17 protein-coding genes, 1 tRNA gene and 1 pseudogene are annotated in these 18,758 nt (G+C 73.0%); 7 read left to right on the forward strand and 12 right to left on the reverse strand.

The window, feature by feature from the left end; all coding sequences use genetic code 11:
* Positions 1 to 3 precede the first annotated feature (3 nt).
* Positions 4 to 444: a hypothetical protein gene (locus VEL82_06360; GenBank protein HXW67478.1), complete on the reverse strand. Its 441-nt coding sequence runs from the start codon at positions 442 to 444 to the stop codon at positions 4 to 6.
* Between the two features lie 292 nt (positions 445 to 736).
* Here VEL82_06360 and VEL82_06365 point away from each other — a divergent pair, with 292 nt between their 5' ends.
* Positions 737 to 1,054 (forward strand): hypothetical protein, encoded by a 318-nt coding sequence (locus VEL82_06365; GenBank protein ID HXW67479.1) that lies wholly within the window; start codon positions 737 to 739, stop codon positions 1,052 to 1,054.
* Here the strand turns inward: VEL82_06365 and VEL82_06370 are convergent.
* The 4 genes from VEL82_06370 to gatD all read right to left on the reverse strand — a co-directional run bounded on the left by VEL82_06370 (position 1,048) and on the right by gatD (position 5,200).
* Entirely contained in the window at positions 1,048 to 1,212 is a 165-nt protein-coding gene (locus tag VEL82_06370) for a hypothetical protein (GenBank protein ID HXW67480.1), read from the reverse strand. The two genes, VEL82_06365 and VEL82_06370, sit on opposite strands and share 7 nt — an antisense overlap.
* A 78-nt stretch (positions 1,213 to 1,290) precedes the next feature.
* Complete coding sequence (locus VEL82_06375; protein HXW67481.1) at positions 1,291 to 1,968, reverse strand: phosphoglycolate phosphatase; 678 nt, start codon at positions 1,966 to 1,968, stop codon at positions 1,291 to 1,293.
* A 47-nt stretch (positions 1,969 to 2,015) separates the two neighbouring features.
* Positions 2,016 to 3,884 carry a Glu-tRNA(Gln) amidotransferase subunit GatE gene (gene gatE, locus VEL82_06380; GenBank protein ID HXW67482.1) on the reverse strand — a complete coding sequence of 623 codons (1,869 nt, stop codon included), beginning with the start codon at positions 3,882 to 3,884 and terminating at the stop codon, positions 2,016 to 2,018.
* Positions 3,881 to 5,200 carry a Glu-tRNA(Gln) amidotransferase subunit GatD gene (gene gatD, locus VEL82_06385; GenBank protein HXW67483.1) on the reverse strand — a complete coding sequence of 440 codons (1,320 nt, stop codon included), beginning with the start codon at positions 5,198 to 5,200 and terminating at the stop codon, positions 3,881 to 3,883. The genes gatE and gatD overlap by 4 nt, the downstream gene beginning before the upstream one ends.
* A gap of 134 nt (positions 5,201 to 5,334) precedes the next feature.
* Between gatD and VEL82_06390 the strand changes: the two genes are divergently transcribed.
* From VEL82_06390 to VEL82_06405, 4 genes are all read left to right on the forward strand, one after another.
* Positions 5,335 to 5,440, forward strand: a tRNA-Arg gene (locus VEL82_06390).
* 325 nt (positions 5,441 to 5,765) lie between these two features.
* The gene (locus VEL82_06395) at positions 5,766 to 7,043 is read left to right on the forward strand and encodes an alpha/beta hydrolase-fold protein (protein HXW67484.1); all 1,278 of its coding nucleotides are present in this window, start codon (positions 5,766 to 5,768) and stop codon (positions 7,041 to 7,043) included.
* Positions 7,044 to 7,489: 446 nt separating this feature from the next.
* Positions 7,490 to 8,446 carry a winged helix-turn-helix transcriptional regulator gene (locus VEL82_06400; protein ID HXW67485.1) on the forward strand — a complete coding sequence of 319 codons (957 nt, stop codon included), beginning with the start codon at positions 7,490 to 7,492 and terminating at the stop codon, positions 8,444 to 8,446.
* A gap of 103 nt (positions 8,447 to 8,549) precedes the next feature.
* Positions 8,550 to 8,897: a dual specificity protein phosphatase gene (locus VEL82_06405; GenBank protein HXW67486.1), complete on the forward strand. Its 348-nt coding sequence runs from the start codon at positions 8,550 to 8,552 to the stop codon at positions 8,895 to 8,897.
* Here the strand turns inward: VEL82_06405 and VEL82_06410 are convergent.
* Positions 8,876 to 10,258, reverse strand: a complete 1,383-nt coding sequence (locus tag VEL82_06410) for a glycosyltransferase family 4 protein (GenBank protein ID HXW67487.1) — start codon at positions 10,256 to 10,258, stop codon at positions 8,876 to 8,878. The genes VEL82_06405 and VEL82_06410 overlap by 22 nt on opposite strands.
* 142 nt (positions 10,259 to 10,400) lie before the next feature.
* Here VEL82_06410 and VEL82_06415 point away from each other — a divergent pair.
* Positions 10,401 to 10,799 (forward strand): annotated as a pseudogene (locus VEL82_06415) (class I SAM-dependent methyltransferase).
* Between the two features lie 409 nt (positions 10,800 to 11,208).
* On the opposite strand, the gene acnA reads toward VEL82_06415, so the two are convergent.
* The 3 genes from acnA to VEL82_06430 are packed head-to-tail and all read right to left on the reverse strand — an operon-like array spanning position 11,209 to position 14,670.
* On the reverse strand, positions 11,209 to 13,884 hold the full coding sequence (acnA, locus tag VEL82_06420) for an aconitate hydratase AcnA (GenBank protein ID HXW67488.1): 2,676 nt from the start codon (positions 13,882 to 13,884) through the stop codon (positions 11,209 to 11,211).
* A gap of 46 nt (positions 13,885 to 13,930) precedes the next feature.
* A complete protein-coding gene (locus VEL82_06425; GenBank protein ID HXW67489.1) occupies positions 13,931 to 14,215 on the reverse strand; it encodes a hypothetical protein in 285 nt (94 codons plus the stop codon).
* Positions 14,212 to 14,670, reverse strand: coding sequence for a winged helix-turn-helix domain-containing protein (locus VEL82_06430; GenBank protein ID HXW67490.1), 459 nt, complete (start codon positions 14,668 to 14,670; stop codon positions 14,212 to 14,214). Before VEL82_06430 ends, VEL82_06425 begins: the two co-directional genes overlap by 4 nt.
* 76 nt (positions 14,671 to 14,746) lie before the next feature.
* Here VEL82_06430 and VEL82_06435 point away from each other — a divergent pair, with 76 nt between their 5' ends.
* Positions 14,747 to 15,043, forward strand: coding sequence for a hypothetical protein (locus tag VEL82_06435; protein ID HXW67491.1), 297 nt, complete (start codon positions 14,747 to 14,749; stop codon positions 15,041 to 15,043).
* On the opposite strand, the gene VEL82_06440 is transcribed toward VEL82_06435, so the two are convergent.
* From VEL82_06440 to VEL82_06450, 3 genes are read right to left on the reverse strand one after another with little or no spacing between them, the layout of a single operon-like run.
* Positions 15,040 to 16,017: an ABC transporter ATP-binding protein gene (locus VEL82_06440; GenBank protein HXW67492.1), complete on the reverse strand. Its 978-nt coding sequence runs from the start codon at positions 16,015 to 16,017 to the stop codon at positions 15,040 to 15,042. The genes VEL82_06435 and VEL82_06440 overlap by 4 nt on opposite strands.
* Positions 16,004 to 17,623: a hypothetical protein gene (locus VEL82_06445; protein ID HXW67493.1), complete on the reverse strand. Its 1,620-nt coding sequence runs from the start codon at positions 17,621 to 17,623 to the stop codon at positions 16,004 to 16,006. Before VEL82_06445 ends, VEL82_06440 begins: the two co-directional genes overlap by 14 nt.
* The gene (locus tag VEL82_06450) at positions 17,620 to 18,723 is read right to left on the reverse strand and encodes a thiamine ABC transporter substrate-binding protein (protein HXW67494.1); all 1,104 of its coding nucleotides are present in this window, start codon (positions 18,721 to 18,723) and stop codon (positions 17,620 to 17,622) included. The genes VEL82_06445 and VEL82_06450 overlap by 4 nt, the downstream gene beginning before the upstream one ends.
* Between the last annotated feature and the right edge of the window lie 35 nt (positions 18,724 to 18,758).

The raw sequence follows: 18,758 nt of genomic DNA on the forward strand, positions 1-18,758 counted from the left end.
GCCTCAGCGCCCCCGGCGCGCCGGCAGGTAGCGCGCGGCCGCCTCGTCCGCCTCCTCGTCGGACGGAGGCGCGATGGCGGCGCCCGCCCGGGCGGCGGTCCGCAGCGACGCCTCCAGCGCCTTGACGCGGAGCGTGAGCAGCCGGTTGTCGTTGAAGTATCGCTCGGCCATGACCGTGAGACGCGCCCGCTCGCGCGCGCAGTCCACGAGGTCCCGGGCGAGCGAGCGCCACCGGTCCGCGTCCCGATCCGACCCCGGGTGCGTCGGATCGCCCGGCGCGGGCAACAGTGCGAGCACGGTGCCCAGCCACATCCAGAGACCTTCCGCGCCGACCTCCCGCACGTCGATCCACGGCGCGAGCCGGCGACCCAGATCCTCCGGCAGCGAGAGATCGGGGGGTCGGTCGGCGGTTCGCTTCGTGCGACCGGCGGTAGGCTCGACCACGTTCCTGCCTCCCAGGGGTCATCGGCAGCGTGCTGCGGTTCCCGCTCGCGTGGCGCGGGCGGAGGCTGACCCCACAGCCGAGAACGCGAACCTCACCGGGTATAAGGCGCCGCTCCGGTGCCCGGCGGCGCCGGGGGTCCGCGCCGCGGGGAGGGGCGGGGGACCAACGGGGGCTCTGGGCGAAGGGCTCGAGTCGGGCTTCCCTCCGCCCGCTCCTCGGCCGGACCGTCCCCGGGCGCGGCGTCTCACGGATGCGGGGAAAAGCCTATACCCCCCGGGTAGAGACCCCGCCGTGGTCGACCTTCAGGAGACTCCGGCGGTGCCGCCGACCGACTATGGGGGAGACGATCGCGCCGGCTGCTTCGTCGCCTCCGGGCTCCTGATCTTCCTCGGCTGGGGCCTGGGCGTCTTCCTCAACGTCACCCTCCACATGTTGGCCGCCGCGAGCGGCACGATCGTCGCCGGCATCTGGTTCGGCCCGACCCTCGGGACGTACGCCTGGGCGGCCGTGGGCTTCGGGATCCTGACAGGCGGGATCGGCGTCGGCCTCCTGTTCGTCGCGCGAGCGACCCCGAAGGGGCGCCTCGTGCTGCCGGGCACCGACTACTGAACGCGGCCGACGCGGGCGTGCGCGCGGGCCGACAGGCGCCGGGACGGCGGCACCCGGGCGGCCACCGGGCTCTTCGCGTTGCGCTGGCCCGTCTGGCAGTCCGAGCACATCCGCTCCTCGCTGTCGAGGCACGCGCGGCAAAACGTGCGTCCGCACACGGTGCATCCCAGCGAGGCGGGGGCTCCGCATCGCGCACACTGGCCGACGAGCACGCTCAGTTCCCTCCCGGTGAGGAACTACGGCCGTGCCAACACGGTGCTGGCCTTAAGCCCTTCGACGAAGCCGTCCGCGAACGTCGCCTTCGTCACGTACCGGGCGGCCCGGCGCGCCCGCGCGCTCGCCGAAGCGAAGCTCACTCCGAATCCCGCGGCCCGCAGCATCTCGACGTCGTTGTCCCCGTCGCCGAGTACGACGCAGTCCGCGAGCGATAGGCCGAGCGGCGCGAGCGCCCGCTCGAGCGCGATCCGCTTCCCCGTGCCCCGCTGCATCAGGTGGATCGCGTAGCCGGTCGACTCGACGCGCACCCCCCGGCGCCCGAGCGCCCGGCGGATGCGCGCGACCGGCACGGTCGGTTCGATCGCCACTTCGCTCTCCCGCCAGCGATCCGTGAACAGGCGCCGGACCGGCAGCCCGGCCGCCCGCAGGGCGCGGAACGCGGCGAGCGCCGGCCGGCGGTCGGCGAGGCGCTCCACGCGCTCGTGCCCGGCCTCCCGGCGGAAGAGGATCCCGCCGTTCTCCGCCACGATCGGACCCGAGAGGCCGAGCGAGCGGTGGAGCGCGAGCGCGATCGGCAGCACGTTTCCCGTCGCGAGCACGACCGGGATCCCCGCTCGCTCCAGGCGACGCACCCAGCGGATCGCCCCGGGGTCGAGGCGACGCTCCGGGTCGGTCAGGGTGCCGTCGACGTCGGTCACCACGGCACGGAGTCGGCTCGGGCGGCGCCCGCGTTCGCGCGGGAGGTTCACGGAGCGGGTTCCCCGACGGCGCGATCGATCGCGAGCCGGAGCACCTGGGCGACCTCTTGGCCGTCGCGGCGACCGCGCACCTCCCGCATCACGTCGCCCATGAGGGGGGAGAACGCGTCGCGCCCGCGGTCGTGCACGAGGGAGGCGTTCGTCGCCACCACCCGGTCGATCAGCGCCGCGAGGTCCTCGGCGCTGAAGCCCGCGAGCCCGGCCCGCGTGACGGCCGCCTCAACGCTCGGGGCCCCGCGCGCCAGCTCCGCGAGCACCCGGGGGATCCCTTCCTTGGCGAACCGACCGTCGCGCGCGCCCGCGAGGATCTCGCCGAGGACGCGGACGCCCGGCTCGAACTCTGCCGCGCCCTCCTCGCGGGGGACCGCGGGGAGGTCCTGGATCAGCAAGCGCGCGACCAGGGCCGGGGTATGTCCCTTTCCGACCAGCTCCTCCAGGGCTGCTATGTGGTCCCCGGCCACGAGCTGGCGGACGACCTCGGGGGCGAGCCGTGTCTCGCGCGCGAGCCGCTCGCGCAGCGCGCCGGGCCGTTCGGGGAGCGCCTCGCCGAGGCGAGCGAGGTGCTCGGCCGTGACCGCGATCGGTGCGATGTCGGTCTCGGGGTACATCCGATCGCGTCCGGGCAACGGCCGCGAGTAGCGGGTCCGCCCGTCGGGCAGCGGGTCCCGGGTCTCCCCGGGGATGCCCTCGAGCGCCGCCGCCGCTCGGGCGGCAACGCGGCGGAGCGCCTCCTCCGCTCGGGACCGCTGCGGATCCGCGACCAGGACGAAGGCGTCGTCGCGCCCGAGGCCGAGCGACTCCCGCAGGCTCGCCACGGTCGCCTCGTCGAGCCCGTAGCCGGGCAGCTCGTCCGAGTGGAGCAGCCCTTTGAGACCCGCCGCTCGGGCCTGGTCGGCGAGCTCGCGGCCCAGCCGTTCCTCGCTGCGTCCGGGGGCCGCGAGGAGACCCGCGAAGCCGGGGAGCCGCAGGGCGAGGACGGGACCGCCCCGGCGGGCGGGGGCCGATAGCGGGCCGGTCGTCGGCGCTCGGATCCGCTCGCTCACGTCAGCCACCTCAGAGGCCGGGGCGCGAGCCGAGCGTCGCCGCAGCTCGTCCCGCACCGCGAGCAGGGTCTCCTGGCGGGCGACCTCCCGCTCGACGTACTCCTGGATCTTCCGTAGTTCCTGGACCCCCTTGATCTCGATGCGCTGGCCTCCCTCCGCGGAGACGTTGAGGTCCTCGCGGATCGATCCGATCCCGCGGCGCGTACGACGGGTCGAGCGCAGCAGCGCCCCCAGCTCTTCCGCGACCTCTCGCGCCTGGGCACCGCTCCCGATCTCGGGTCCCGTCGCGATCTCGACGAGCGGTATCCCGAGGCGATCGAGTCGGTACGTGACCTCGGTCGCCGACTCCTTGACCTTGCGGGCGGCGTCCTCCTCGAGGCAGATCGAGAGGATCGACACCGAGCGGCCGCCGACCTCGAGCCGCCCGTCGACGGCGACGAGCGCGGTCCGCTGGAAGCCGCTCGTGTTCGAGCCGTCCACCACGATCTTGCGCATCACCTCGATCTCGTCCACCGGACGGGCGTCGAGCAGGAGCGCGAGCGTCAGGGCGACGTCGAGCGCGGCCGGGTTCAGGGGATGGGGCGGCTCCTCGTCCATCTCGACCAGGCAGCTCGCCGGCGAGACCTCGTAGCGATAGGCGAGACCCCGCGCCGCCTGGAACTCGGTCGCCGCGTCCACGCGGGTCTCCTCCCCGCGGGCCGGACGCAGCCGGCGCACGAACACGCCGCGGACCTCCTCGGAGAGCTCGCTCGGGCACGAGCAGAACAGCTTGCCGACATCGAGCTGCTGGTGAACTTCGAGGCCGGCCCTCACGGTCGCGCCTCGGCCGGATGCCGCCAGCGGAACTCGCCGGCGACGTCCGAGAGCATCAGCGCCTCGACCGCCCGCGGGTCCGTCGCGTGACCGAGCGCCCAGAGGAGCTTCGCGTACGCGGTCTCGGGCATGAGGTCGCCGAGGTAGAGCACCCCGGCGCGCTGGAGCTCGCGGCCGGTCGCGTAGACGAACGGGTCGACGTTGCCCGCGAGGCACTGCGTGGTCATCGCCACCACGCTCCCGCGCCCGATCGCCTCGCGGATCCAGGGCAGGTGGGCGGCGCCGACGTGACCGAGGCCGGTACCGGAGAGGATCACGCCGCGGAGCCCTGCGGCGAACGCGGCCGCGCGCTCGGGCGATAGGCCCGGGTAGGACCAGAGAAGGCCCCCCCGATCGTCCAGCGGTCCGTCGACCCGAGCTGGGCCCGTCGCGGCCGCCCTCGGCGCCCGGTCCCAGTGCAGTCCGCGGGCGTCGAGCGCGCCCAGGGGCGTGGCGTTGCGGCTCTCGAACGCGTCGCGCCGGCTCGAATGCATCTTGCGTACGTCGCTCGCGCGGTGGATCGCGAATCGCTCGTCGCTCGAGCCCGCGTGCATCACCACGACGACCTCGCCGAAGCCGCCGTCGCGGGCCACACGCACCGCGGCCGCCAGGTTGGACGGGCCGTCCGAGGAAGGGCGGTCGGGGGACCGCTGCGCGCCCACCACCACGACGGGACCGGGAAGGTCGGCGAGCAGGAACCCGAGCGCCGCGGCCGTGAACGAGAGCGTGTCGGTGCCGTGCGCGATCACCACACCGCGCGCGCCGTCCCGGAACTCCGCCGCCACCCGCTCGGCGAGCCGCAGCCAGTCGGCCGGAACGATGTCCTCGCTCAATCGGTCGAGGACCGGAACGATCCGGACCCGCCCGCCCTGCCGCAACTCCGGGTAGAACGACAGGATCTCCGACTCGTCGCGCACCGGGCGGACCCCGCCGGTCTCGTAATCGATGCGCGAGGCGATCGTGCCGCCGGTGGTCAGCAGCGAAACGCTCGGGCCGTCCCGGACCGTCGAGCCCGTCGGAGCGACCGGCGCCGGTCCGCGCATCGCCGGCGCGTCCGCCGCCCGCAGCCGGCGGAATCGCGAGCCCCGCTCGACCCGAACGCCGACGTTGTAGCCGGACGCGAGCTTGAGCGGCAGGATCCGCTCGCCCGACATCTCGTGGCGAGGAACGACCGTTCCGATCCAGCGCTTTCCCCGGGCGTCGGTGAGCTCGATGCGCTCGCCCATCGGCAGCGCTCGCAGCTCTTCCCACGGGTCCGAGTCCGCCCGCTCGCTCATGGCTCCCGTGGGTCCTCGGCGGGCCGGGGAGGCGTGTGCACTATTAAGTCGCGCTCGAGAGCGCACGCCGACCGGCTCCGCGCTTTTATACCGGACCCTGCTCGCGGCACGCGGACAGGGCAAGAGACCTGGATGCCCGTGTGGGGTAGCTACGAGCTGGGACCGCTTCCCGCTCGCTGCACTGGATTATCCTAGAGGCCTGCGGAGCCTCAGACCTGGGTTCGAATCCCAGCACGGGCGGGTTTCCGTCCTGAGCCGACAGGCCGTCTGCCGGAGCCGAGCGTCCCCTGGCTCGGGACGTGTCCGAAGTCGCCCTACGGGCTGTGGGCAGGCCTCTTGCCAGAACCGCCGGCGGAGGACTCGACCACGGGCATTTCGATCGCGTCCCGCCGAGCTCGGAGGAAGCTCGTCTGCTCGAGGGCCGTTCCGGGATCGATCGAGGCGCTCGCTCGGGTAGGGAGTTACCCGCTACGCCTTCGCATCCGTGGCCCGCGAGTTCCGGCTCGATCGGGCGGACGCGTCCACAGATTCATGCGGCCGTTCCCGTCCCGTACCTCGCCCTCGGATGATTGCCAGCACGGACCCTTCCAGTCCTGCTCTTCGTGACCTTCTTCGTTCGGTCCATCGCTCCGGGCCGTCGGCGGAACGACGCTGCTGGACCCGGTGGGCCGCTTCGGGAACGCCGCTGATCGAGGCGATCCCTCGAGATCGGTCGCACTCGTGGGTCACCTACGTCTGGCACGGAGTTCCCAACACCCGGGCGGTCGCGCTCGTGTGTCCCCAGCTGGGGTACGGGAACGTGGGCGGCCTCGAACGTCTTCCCGGAACTCATGTCTGGTTTCGGACGTTCAAGACGAAGAACGCGTGTTTCGGCGGGTACCGATTCGTCGTGAATCCCCCGAGGACCCTTCCCACCGACATGCGGGAGACGCTTCGTCTATTGCGACGGCGCGCCAAGTTGGACCCACTGAATCCGTCGACCTGGACACGATCGATCGATCCGGAATGTCCATCGAACCCCCTGTTCGGCGTGACCGTCTCGGTTCTGGAGCTGCCCGGGGCCCCCCGTCATCGGGAGCTCGAAGAGCAGCCGAACGTGCCGAAGGGTCGACTCGTACTCCATCGCTTTCGGAGTCGGAATCTTCGCAACTCGCGCCGGGTCTGGATCTACACCCCGGCGACGGCACGGCGGCTCTCCTCCCGCACGCCCCTGGTCGTCTTCTTCGATGGCTTTGGGTACACCTCGGCGTCTCCCACGCCCACGATCCTGGACAATCTCATCGCCACGGGGCAGATTCCACCGGTCGTGGCCGTATTCGTCGACTCGATCGATCTCGCGGTCCGGGATCGAGAGCTGCCCGGCTACGCCCCGTTCGGTCGCTTTCTGGCCCGAGAGCTCCTGCCGTGGATTCGGACGACCATCGGCTACACCCCGAGACCCCGGAACACCGTCCTCGCGGGGCTCAGCTACGGAGGCCTGGCCGCGTTGTACTGGACCGTCCAGAAGCCGAATCTGTTCCAGCGAGTTCTCGCCCAGACCGGGGCCTTTGGGTGGAGCCCCAAAGGCGTTGACGAACCGGAGTGGCTGGTGAGGGAGCTCATGCGACACCCCCGACTCCCGCTGAGAATCTATCTCGATGGGGGACGCTGCGAATACCAGTCAGATGTCGAGAACCGGGTCGGGCACCTGGCCGCGATTCGACACTTGCGGGACGTTCTGAGGATGCGGGGGTACCCGCTGCTCTCCCAGGAATTCTGCGGCGCCCACGATCTGTATTGCTGCCGGCAGACCCTGGTGGACGGTCTGCGTTGGGTGCTCTCCGACCAGCGCTCGGCGAGCTGACGGCGCCCAGCTGGACTTCTCCGCATTCGGGCGGCCCGGTGACGGGCCCGATCCGGTTGCGAGCCACATGACCCGGCGACGCCGGGGGAGATCCCACGGTCGGAACCTGGACCCGACACCGGCACGTCGAGTCCGCCCCAGGGTCGGCTCGTGGATCGATGCCGGGGGCCTGCTCGACCGTCACCTCCCCAAAGGTCCGCCGTCGGGCATTCCCGGGCCGGGCGAGGTTCCCGTCGCCAGAAGATGCGTATTCCAACCCCGGAGGCGTTCGAGGCCCGGCGAGGGGGGCCCGCCGACGCCCGATCTCACCGGATTCGAGCCACGAGCCGTTCGCATCGCACCACCGGCGCCCGCTCGCGGCCGCGCGCGGGCGAATCGCGAGAGCGCTGGGGTCGGCAATCGACAGGTATTTTCGTCCCGCGAAGCGTCCCGGACGCGGTCGCGACGTGGACGAGATCGATCTTCGCATCTATCGGTTCCTCTCGGGCGACGGGCTCGTGCGGTTCTGGGGTTCGCGGCGCGTCCTCGACCCACGGGTCTCCGCGCGCGAGATCGCGGAACGGGTCGGGCTCAGCGAAGCCGGGGTGCGCGCTCGCCTCAAGGCGCTGAAGGACCGGGGGTACTTGCGCGGCCGCGAGGTCTGGCTTAATCCGTCGCTCTTCGGAGGGTCCCTCGCGTACGTCGAGATCCCGATCCATGGCCCGGAGGAGGCCGCGCGGCTCTTCGACGAGCTCGCGCTCGTGGACGCCGTCACCTTCGCGCGCGACCTGCTCGACGAGGAGGACCGCAAGCTGCGGGCCTACTTCGTCACGGAGAGCGAGGCGTCGAGCGCCCGTCGCGTCGCCCTCCTGCGTCGGCTCGCCGCCGGCGCGCCGATCCGGGGTCCGAGCGCGTACTGGGTGCCTCCGTGCGATCGAGCGCTCACCTCGCTCGATTGGAAGCTGTTGGGAGCGCTCCGCGCGCGACCCGACGCGACCCTCGCGGGGGTCGCGCGGGCGGCCGGCCTCGGTCTGAAGACGACCGCCCGGCGCTTCCGTCAGCTCCTCGACTCGCGGGCCTGCTGGTGGACCGCGAACAGTGCGAGCGAGGAGCTGCCGCTCGCGCTCCTGTCGATCGGCATCGCCGACGCGCCGAGCCGCGCGCCGGTCGCGGCCGCGATCGCGCGGGCCGAAGCGTCCTGGATGCCGGTCGCCCCGGACGGGCTCGGCGTCCCGCCCGGGAGCCCGGCTCCGCTCGCCGGGCTGTTGCCGGCGGAAGCGCCCGCGTCGCTCGAACGCTCCGTGCGCCGCGTGCTCGGTCTGCCCGGCGTCACCGGAGTGCGCCGCACCTTCGCGCTGGGCTCTCGCAGCTACCCGGGCTGGTTCGACGAGCGACTCAGCGGACGGGCGGCCCGATCGGGATAGGACCACGACGGCGGATCCCGGCGTCGATCGCACCGAGGTCTGGCCCGGGCTCTGGGTCGGCGGGCTCGGAAGCGACCTCGATTTCGACGGGGTTCGGATCTCCGTGCTCGAGTCCCCCTGCCCTGGCGGTTGCCGACAGTTCCGGGCGTTCACCGCCTCCCTGGTCGGGAAGTGGCGGCCGAACCCGATCGAGGCCGGGGCCGCGGTCGAGGCGATCGCCGCCGGCCGGCGAGAGGGACGGCCGGTGCTGGTCCACTGCGCCTCGGGCGTGGAGCGATCGCCCGCGGTCGCCGCGCTCTACCTCCTCCGATGCGAGGGCCTCGCCCTTTCCGAGGCCTACGCGGTGATCCGGCAAGCGCGGCCGCAGGTCCGCTTCGCGCCGGAGCTCCTCCGGGTGGACGGCGCGGACGGCGAGCCGTCGCCCGATGCTCAGCGCAGCGCCGAGCCGTAGCGACCGCGCGAGCGCAGCCCCGTGTACTCGTAGACCTGGATCGTCCGCTCGAAGATCTCCCGCAGGCGAGGGACCGCGCGCTCGACGAAGCAGCGTCGGGCCGTCAGGCTCCCGATCTCCCCCATGCGTCGCGCGGCCTCGGGCCGGTCGAGCAGTTGAACGATGCGGCGCGCGAGCGACGCCGCCGAGCCCGGCGGGACCGCAAAGCCGTTCACCTCGTCGTCGACGAGCTCGGCGACGCCGGCGCCCGTGCTGACGAGGACGGGCAGACGGTGGCACCAGGCCTCGACCACCACCAGGCCGAATCCCTCCCAGGGCGCGGGGTGCACGAAGACCGACGCCGCGGAGTAGGCGGTCTGGACGTCAGCCTCCGAGAGGCCGCCCGCGAAGACGACGGCGTCGGAGAGGCGGCGCGCCGCGACCCGCTCGCGCAGTCGCTCGCCCCAGTCGTCGGCCTTCGAGCGCGCCCCCGAGCCGGTGAGCGTGCGGGTCGAGAAGCTGCCGCCACCGACGAGGAGCAGGACCGCGTCCGGGTGGCGGCGGCGCACGCTGGCGAAGGCGTCGACGAGCAGGTCCTGTCGCTTCACGGGATCGAGCCGCGATACCGAGAGCACGATCGGCGCGTCCGGCCCGATCGAGAAGCGCTCGCGCAGCTCGTGGACGGCCGCGTGGGAGGCGGGCCGCTGGGTGGCGGGGTCGAGGTAGGGGTACTGCTGGAAGGCCCGGCCGTGGAAGCCGGCCCGGATCAGCTCCTCGAGGCCGGAGCGGGTGCTCACGACGATGCCGTCGAAGCCCTCCATCGCCTTGATGAAGAAGCGGCGGACCGGTTCGGGGTAGCCCTTCAGGTCCACCGGGATGTGCCAGCGCAGGAGCGCGGGAGCTGCGGAACCGACCAGGCCGCCGACGAGCAGCTGCTGGAAGTCGTGGATGTAGAACAGGTCGTAATCGGTCGCGTGGCGGAGCAGGCAGTCCGCGGTCCGGTAGCTGTACTCGACGAACTCGCGGTAGTCGCCCATCGAGAAGCGGTAGGTGAACGGGCTGTGGAACGAGTGCCAGACCGACTCCTTGAAGCGGCCGTACGCCGCGAGCGTCGTGGCGTCGAGCCGGTAGGTCTCGACGACGTAGCCCTCGTCCGTCGCGACCTCGCGGGGGAGCTCGGGAGCGCCGAGCGCGATCCAGCGCGGCGAACGCGCGACGAAATCGCCGACGGTCGCCTTGAGCAGGGCGCGCATCATCGGCACCACGCCCCCGACGTTCGGCGCGTAGTCCCGGCCCTCGCGCCAGCGCACCCCGGGCCGATGGGGAGCGCCGGGGAGCGGATGGATCGGAGGCGTCTGGGTGTTGATGCAGAGCCGGATCACGGGTCCCTCCGGCCGCGCCGGCGGTCCTGGGTCCGTCGGCCGCCGCGCCCCCCCTGCGCGCGGCCCACCATATACTTTGGTCCGTCCGGCGGGGCGAGGTCGGCACCGGGGGCGAAAATAGTCCGGCCGACCTGGCGATCGCATGAACGATTCCGAGGTCGCCGCTTCGTTCGACGAGATCTCGGGGGTGTACGACGAGACCCGCGACCCGCTTCCGCCGGCCGCCCTCGACCGGGTGAGCGAGCGCCTGCGGGCGGCCGGGATCGACTCCCTCCTCGAGATCGGCGTGGGGACGGGGCGGATCGCGCTCCCCCTGATCGCGCGCGGCTTCGCGGTGACCGGCGTCGACCTCTCGCGCGGGATGCTCGCCCGGGCGCGGGCGAAGGGCCTCGAGCGCATCGCGCGCGCGAGCGGCTACCGCCTGCCGTTTTCCGATCGAACGTTCGATGCGACGCTGCTCGTCCACGTCCTGCATCTGCTGGAGCGCCCGGGCGCCGTGCTCCGGGAGGCGGCCCGGGTCAGCCGTCGCGGGACGTTCGCCATCGTCGCTCCCCGCCGCCGGCGCGATCCTCGCCGCGCGGAGCCGGGGATCCGAAAGCTGCTTGGCGAGCTCCTGGCCGCCCAGGGCTATCCCGCCCCAGGCCGCGCCGACCTGCCGGCGCGGGAGCGACGGTTCCTCGAGCGATTCCCACCGGACGCGCTCGACGTGGTCGACGAACGGGACGTCACGACCACCCTCGCCTCCCGCTTGGACCGGCTCGCGAAGCGCGGTCAGCGCCATCTCCGCAGCGTCCCGCCCCGGGCCCTCGCCCGCGCGATCGCCGAGGCGCGTTCGCGCGTCGGCGACCGGACCGTGACCGTCCACCGGGTCGAGGCGCTCGCGCGCTGGGACCGCCGGACGGCACGCGCCGCCCCCCTCGCTCGGGCGACGGCGGCCCCACGGGCACCGCTCAGCGCGCGAACCGGTGGTCCATCACGAACGGCAGCACCCCGCCGGCCGAGTAGTAGTCGACCTCGGTCGCCGAGTGCAGCTCGACCCGGGCGCGGAAGACGATCGGGGCGCCGCCGTCGGCCCGGCCCGTCACCTCGACCGGCGCCCCGGGGGCGAGGACGCCGCCGGGCAGCCGCAGCGAGAAGCGCTCGCGGCCGGTGAGACCGAGCGCCTTCCATCCCGCGCCCGGCGCGAAGGTGATCGGGAGGACGCCCATCTCGATCAGGTTGGACCGGTGGATCCGCTCGAAGCTCTCCGCGATCACCGCTCCGATCCCGAGCAGCCGCGGACCCTTCGCCGCCCAGTCGCGCGAGCTGCCCTGGCCGTAGCTCTTGCCCGCGAGCACGATGAGCGGCACGCCCTCGGCGCGGTAGCGCTCGGCGGCCTCGAACACGCTGAGCAGGGCGGCGTCGGGCAGGTGGACGGTGAACCCGCCCTCCTTCGGCGCGACGAGCTCGTTGCGCAGGCGGACGTTCGCGAACGTCCCCCGGATCATCACCTCGTGGTGGCCGCGCCGCGTGCCGTACGTGTTGAACTCCGCCACCGGCACGCCATGGGCGATCAGCCACTGGCCGGCCGGCGTGCGCTCGGGGATCTCGCCGGCCGGCGAGATGTGGTCGGTCGAGACCCGGTCGCCGAGGGCGAGCAGCGCGCGCGCCTCCGCCACCAGCGCGCCGTCGCGCGGGAGCCAGGGGGGCGATAGGTCGAGGTAGGGAGCGCGGGCGAGGTACGTCGAGTCCGCGGACCAGGGGTAGGCGAGGCCCGCCGGGACCTCGAGCCCCTCCCAGTGCGCGTCCCCGACCTCGATCGCGCGGTACTTCTCGGTGAACATCGCGGGCGCGAGGCTCGCCTCGACGAGCCGGCGGACCTCCTCGGGCGCGGGCCAGAGGTCGCGCAAGTAGACCTCGCGGCCGTCGCGCGCGCGACCCAGCGGCTCGCTCGTCAGGTTCACCTCCATCCGCCCGGCGAGCGCGTAGGCGACCACGAGCATCGGCGAGGCGAGGTAGGCCGCGCGCGTGTCGATGTTGATCCGGGCGTCGAAGTTGCGGTTGCCGCTGAGCACTGCGGCGACGTAGAGGTCGCGCTCGCGGACCTGCTGCGACACGGCGGCGATCAGCGGCCCGGAGTTGCCGATGCACGTGGTGCAGCCGTAGCCGACGATCGCGAAGCCGAGGCGCTGGAGCGGCTCGAGCAGCCCCGCGCGCTCCAGGTAGGCCGTGACGACCTTGGAGCCCGGCGCGAGCGAGGTTTTCACGTGCGGGGGGACCGAGAGCCCGAGCGCGAGCGCCCGCTGCGCGATCAGTCCCGCGCCGACCATCACGGCCGGGTTGGAGGTGTTGGTGCAGCTCGTGATCGCCGCGATCACCACGGCGCCGTCGTCGATCGTCGGGCTCACCGTGGGTGGGGCCGCCGGCGGCGACCGCCCCTGTCGGTAGGCGTCCCGCGAGCGACGGAACGCCTCCGGGGCGTCGGCCAGCGCCACGCTCTCGTCCGGGTTGCGCGGACCGGCGATCGTCGGGACGATGTCCTCGAGATCGATGCGCAGCTCCTCGTCGTAGTCGATCGAACCGGGCGCCGGTGTGCCCCAGAGCCCGGTCGCCCGGGCGTAGGCCTCGACGCGGGCCACGAGCGCCGGATCGCGCCCGGTACCCCGCAGGTAGGCGATCGTCGCGTCGTCGATCGGGAACAGGGCCGCCGTCGCACCGTACTCCGGGCACATGTTGGAGATCGTGGCCCGGTCCGGCACCGAGAGCAGCGGCACGCCCGGGCCGAAGAACTCGACGAACCGGTCGACGACGCCGTGCTCGCGCAGGCGCCGGGTCACCGTGAGCACGAGGTCGGTCGCGGTCGCGCCGCGCGGGAGCGCTCCGGTGAGCTCGACGCCGACCGTCGCCGGCCGGGGCAGGAAGTATGGCTCGCCGAGCATCACGGCCTCGGCCTCGATGCCCCCGACGCCCCAGCCGAGCACGGAGGCGCCGTTGACCATCGTCGTGTGCGAATCGGTGCCGATCACGGTGTCCGGGAAGGCGACCGCACCGCCGTCGACCGCGCGTCGCGAGATGACGCTGGCAAGGTACTCGAGGTTGACCTGGTGGCAGATCCCGTTGCCCGGGGGCACGATGCGCTCGTTGCGGTAGGCATCCCGGGCCCAGCGCAGGAACCGGTAGCGCTCGCCGTTGCGATCGTACTCCCGGTCGAGATTGATGCGCAGCGAGCCCGGGCTCCCGAAGCTGTCGACCTGGACCGAGTGGTCGACGATCAGGTCCACAGGCACGACCGGGTTCACTCGGTCGGCCGGCAGCCCGCGCGCGACGGCCGCGTCGCGCAGGACCGACAGGTCGACCAGGACCGGCACCCCGGTGAAGTCCTGCAGCAGGATCCGCTCCGGGTAGTACGCGAGCTCCCGATCGGCGCCGAGGCGCTCGCCGTTCGCGACGGCCAGCACCGCGCCGAGGTCGCTGCGCGACGGATCGTGGTGGCGCAGGACGTTCTCGAGGACCACCCGGACCGTCCGAGGGATACGCGCATAGCGGGACGGATCGATCCCCTTCAGTCGCTCGGGTCGGACGACGCTCAGCGTCTCGCCGGCGAGCGGCATCGCCTGGTAGAGGCCGAGCGGATCCGGCACGCTCATGCCGGTCGCAGAGAGCGAGGGTTCTTGGGCTCTTTGGGCTCGGCGGTCAGGCGGTGCGGATCCAGAGGCTCGCCAGCACCGCGCCGAAGCCGGCCGCCATGGCGACGCAGGCCCCGACGTCAGCCAGGATCGGATCGTCCCCGATCGAGTAGGCGCCCATCCACACCCCGCCCGCGGCGACCGAGATCAGGACGAAGCCGACACCGAGGAGCAGGAGGCTCGACGAGTGGCTCGAGCGGGCCGCCCGGAACGCGTAGAGGGCGACGGCGGCGCCCAGCGCGATGATGACGATCCACAGCGCGTAGGCGAGACTCGCGTCGCCGTAGGTCATGGCCGCCCCGCCTCCGTGCGCACCGTGTGCCACATCTCTTTGAGCCGCTCCCCCGCGAGGTCCCGGAAGCGCACCTCGATCCGCAGTCGGCCGCCGCGCATCTCGACCTTGAGCTCCTCGAGGCGGCTGCGGTACAGCTCCACGCGCTTACCGTCCGCGGAGATCGAGCTGCGCTGGACGCCCACGAGACCGATCTCGCTGAGGTCGTGGAGCTTGCGGTAGAGCGTGCTCTGGGGGATCCGGTTCGACGCCTGGATCTCGAGGGCCGAGTGCGGAGCGTCGTTCAGCATCAGCAGGATCTCCCGGGACCACCGGTCGCCGAGCGCTTCAAGGATGCGCTCGCGTCGATCCGTCGGCGGCGGGCTCGTCCCTTCGCCACCGGCCGGCGCGACACCTCCCGCCTCCGGCATTCCCGAGGGGGGCGGCGCGGGCGTAGGGTCTCGCGCGTTTCCCATGCCTGGGAATCACCCCTGAGAATCGAGCGGAGGTCGATGAGACCCCGCGGCGGTGGCGCTGCCGAGGCGACGGACGATGAACGAACTCGAGCCGCTGACCGAGGCGCCCTCCCCGGACCTCGGGCCACGTGGCGGCGCCCTGCCCGACTCGGTCGACACGGATCCTAGCGCGGGCGCCGAACGCTTCCCCCTCTACGTCGCCGCGCGAGGGGAGCGCGGCCATTATCCTTTCCATCCGGCCGGCGCCGCCGGCCCCGGCCGGCCGGTCTCTCCGTTCCGGCTCCCGCCCGACCTCGAGACCGCGCTCTGGGCGCGCGCTCCGTTCCCGACGGTCCTCCCCGGGACCCTGCTGCCGGAGCGCCCGAGCCGCTAGTCCGACGGACCGGGCGGGAGCGGCATCGACCGATCCCACCGGGCGTGCTGGCGCTGGCCGACCGCGATCCGGCCGATCGGCCCGGTCCATCGGGCCTCGAGCCGATGACCTGCTTCGTCCGCGAGCAGCGCGACGCTCTCGCGGCCGACGCTGCCGACCGCGAGCACGGTGAACGCGGGGCCGGGCCCGTCGGGCGCGAGGCGCACGTCGCGCGGGTCGACGGCGACCTCGCCGGCGACGTCGGGCCATAGGTTGTAGCCGAGGAACCGGGCGGCCCGGGGGGTGGCGGGGCGGTCGTAGACCTCGGAGGGCGTCCCGACCGCCTCGAGCTCCCCCGCGAACAGCAGCCCAACGCGGTCGCCCAGGAACAGCCCCTCCTCGCGGTCGTGCGTCACGTGGATCGCGGCGGTGCCCAGGCCGCCTAGCACGCGGCGGAACTCTCCCCGCAGCTCCGCCTTGAGCTCGGGGTCGATCGATGCGAACGGCTCGTCCAGCAGCACGAGACGCGGGCGGGCGGCGAGCGTGCGGGCGAGCGCGACCCGCTGCCGCTCGCCGCCCGAGAGGGTCGTGGGGTCTCGGTCCTCCAGCCCGTCGAGGCGCAATAGCGCGACGAGGCGGGCCACCTCCTCGTCGACCTCCGCGCGGGTCCGCCGCTGGAGCAGCGGCGCATAGGCGATGTTCTCGAGGACGCTCCGGTGGGCGAAGAGGGCGGGGTCCTGGAACATGAGCCCGATCCCGCGCCGGTGAGCGGGGCGGTCGGTCAGATCGGCCCCATCGAGGATGACGGAGCCGGCGCGGGGCCGCTCGAGGCCCGCGAGGCACCGTAGGAGGGTCGTCTTGCCGCTGCCGTTCGGGCCGAGCAGCACGAAGTACTCGCCGGGGGCTACCGTCAGCGAGATCGATCGAAGGACGGGGGTCCTCTCCCAGGCGGCCGACAGCCCCCGCACCTCGAGGCCCGCTCTAGAGCTCGACACGCCGGCCTCCGAAGGCGATGAGCGCGAAGACCCCGAGGCTGAGCAGGAGCAGGAGTCCGGCCGCCGCGTCGGCCAGCGCGACGAGCCGGGTGTTCGCGAGATCGTAGAGCGCGACCGGGAGCGTCGTGAAGCTCGGGGTGACGAGGAAGTAGGTCGCGGTGAACTCCCCTAGGCCGAGGGCGAAGGCGAACAGGGTCGCCGTGACGAGGCCGGCCCGCACGCGCGGCAGATCGGCATCGACGAACGCGCCCCACGGGGACGCGCCGAGGACGCGAGCGGCGTCGCGCGGCTCGGACGAGAGGCCCGACAGCGGGATCTCCAGGCTCTGGAGCGCGAGCGGCAGAGCGAGGATCGCCTGGCTTACGATCACGAGCGCCCAGACGGTCGACTCACCGCCGAGGAGCGGCCGCCAGAAGTCGGCGAGAGCGAAGGCGAGTACGATCGGCGAGATCAACAGCGGCAGGAATAGTAGCATCCCGACCGCCCGCGCGCGCCCGGCGCGGCGGGCGATGGCGAAGCCGGTCGTGATTCCGAGGACGAGCGCGATGCCGGCCGCGACGCTCGCGAAGAACAGCGTGTTGAGGATCGCGCCCGTCGCCGAGATCCCGAGCCGCGCGCTGGTGGCGGGCGCGAAGAGCTCGGCGAGCGCCGCCCCGGGCGCCGACGGGCCGCCGGGCACGATCGCTCGGAACAGCACGGCCCCTAGAAGGCCCACCGACGCGCCCAGCATCAGCGCGGTCTCGGCCGCGAGGGCGATGGAGCCGGGCCGGCGCCAGTCGACCGGACGCGCGCGCACCGTGCGGGTCGTCCGCGGCGCGCGCAGACGCCCGAGGACGATGAGGTAGGCCGCGGTCGGCACCGCGAACAGGGCGACGAGCGCGACGGAGAGCACGCCGGCGGCCGTGGGCGCGAGCCCGAAGGTGTCGAGGAACCAGACCTGCGCCTCCACCGTGTAGCACCCCGGACCGCACAGGAGGAGCGGAGGCGCGAACGAGAGGGCCGAGAACAAGAAGGTGAGCAGGCCCCCGGCCGCCGCCCCGACCCAGGACGGGGCGGCCCACACGTCGCGGTAGGCGCGCCCGGGGGAGCCGCCCAGCGTCGCGACCGTCTCCTCGAGATCGGCGGAGCTGCCCTCGGTCGCGGCCGCGGTGAGCAGCACCACGATCGGGACGTTGAACAGCAGGTTCGCGACGACGATCGCCGGCAGACCGCTCCCCAGCACCGCCAGAGCGGGGAGCCAGCCCGCGAGGATCCCCGAGCGACCGAACAGGTCCTCGACACCGAGCACGACGACGAGGCTGGGGAGGAGGAATGGCACGAGCAGGAAGGAGCGGACGAGCGATCGGCCGGGCCAACGGTAGCGGGCGAGGAAGACGCCCGCCGGGTACCCGAGCGCGATCGCGAACCCGGCGGAGAGCCCGCCCTGCTCGACCGAGTTGTCGACCGCCCGGACGTTCGCCGGGTTCGCGAGGATCCCGAGCGCGCCCGCGCTCCCGGTGCGCACCAACGCCTCCCCGAACAGCAGGGCGACCGGGACGAGCGCGAACAGGGCGACGAACGCGAGGACGGGTACCAGCAGGGCCGACTCGGTCCCGAGGCGTCTCATCCGGTCCCCGGGGCGAGCCCGAGCCACGTCGCGATCCAGCCGGGCAGGTCGGCGGCGAGCTCGGCGGAGCTGACGTCGGCGTTCAGCGGATCGATCGTCGCCGGGTCGATCGCCGCGTCGAAGACCGCGGGCAGCGGGATCGTTGCGTTCGCGGGATACTCCCACTCGTTCTCGGGGATCTCGGACTGGACGGCCCCGCCCAGGAACCAGTTCTCGAACGATTCGTCGAGCGCGATCTGTCGGCTGCCGTTCACGATGCCGATGCCGTAGATCGTCCGCCAGCCGTAGGCGGTCCCGTTCCACCAGGAGACCGTCGAGTTGAACTCGCCCGACTCACCGGAGGCGGCGGCGTAGGCCGGGTCGGTGGAGTAGCTGACCACCATCGGCGGGTTGCCGCTCGGCGCGGAGAACTCGCCGAAGGCAGCCCCCCAGCTCGGCGCCGGGGCGGGCAGTCCTTCCGCCCAGACGCTCCGCCAGAAGCTCGTCCAGTTCTGGTGGAGGACCGCCTCGTAGAACTCGATCTGCCAGGCGAGGAACTCCTCGCCGGTGATGTCGTACTCGGGGTCCTCCGTCAGGAGCCCGCGAGCCCAGCTCGCGTTCGCGGTGAAGTCGGAGAAGGTCGCGTGCGCCACCGCGCCCTGGGTGCTCGCCGCGAACGAAGCGTTGTAGTCGATCGCGAGGTAGCCGTACTCGTAGGGGACCGCCGCGTCGTCCGCGCTCAGCTCGCTAACGAGCGGTGCGGGCACGTCCGCGAGCGCCGGCGGTCGGTATGGCACGAGGAGGTGGTCGGCCTCGGCGACCGGGGTCGTCAGCTCGTCGAGCCCGATGACGAGATCGGCGCCCGGCGCCCCGGCCTGCGCTAGCAGCGTCTCGAGCAGGGTGCCCGCGGGGCACTCGACCTCGATGCGGACGTGGTGGGTCGCCTCGAACGCGCCGAAAACGGTGGCGAACGCGGGAGCGCCGCAGTTGATGCCGCCGAACAGGCTCGGATAGGTGTAGACGACGAGCGTGGGCTCGCCGGCAGGGCCGAGCTGGCTCGCGTACTCGACGAGCCCGAAGCCGGTGACGGCCACGAGGAGGGCGATCGCGATCGCCACCACCGCGCGCCCGAGTCGCCCGGGTCTCCGCAGCCTCC

Source organism: Thermoplasmata archaeon, assembly GCA_035622275.1.
In the GTDB taxonomy this organism is placed as follows: domain Archaea; phylum Thermoplasmatota; class Thermoplasmata; order Lutacidiplasmatales; family UBA184; genus Lutacidiplasma.

Excerpts from the sequence above, each read along its gene's own strand:
- gatD (HXW67483.1), bottom strand. The coding sequence starts at position 5,200 with ATGAGCGAGCGGGCGGACTCGGACCCGTGGGAAGAGCTGCGAGCGCTG.
- VEL82_06395 (HXW67484.1), top strand. The coding sequence starts at position 5,766 with ATGATTGCCAGCACGGACCCTTCCAGTCCTGCTCTTCGTGACCTTCTT.
- acnA (HXW67488.1), bottom strand. The coding sequence starts at position 13,884 with ATGAGCGTGCCGGATCCGCTCGGCCTCTACCAGGCGATGCCGCTCGCC.
- VEL82_06425 (HXW67489.1), bottom strand. The coding sequence starts at position 14,215 with ATGACCTACGGCGACGCGAGTCTCGCCTACGCGCTGTGGATCGTCATC.
- VEL82_06430 (HXW67490.1), bottom strand. The coding sequence starts at position 14,670 with ATGGGAAACGCGCGAGACCCTACGCCCGCGCCGCCCCCCTCGGGAATG.
- VEL82_06435 (HXW67491.1), top strand. The coding sequence starts at position 14,747 with ATGAACGAACTCGAGCCGCTGACCGAGGCGCCCTCCCCGGACCTCGGG.
- VEL82_06445 (HXW67493.1), bottom strand. The coding sequence starts at position 17,623 with ATGAGACGCCTCGGGACCGAGTCGGCCCTGCTGGTACCCGTCCTCGCG.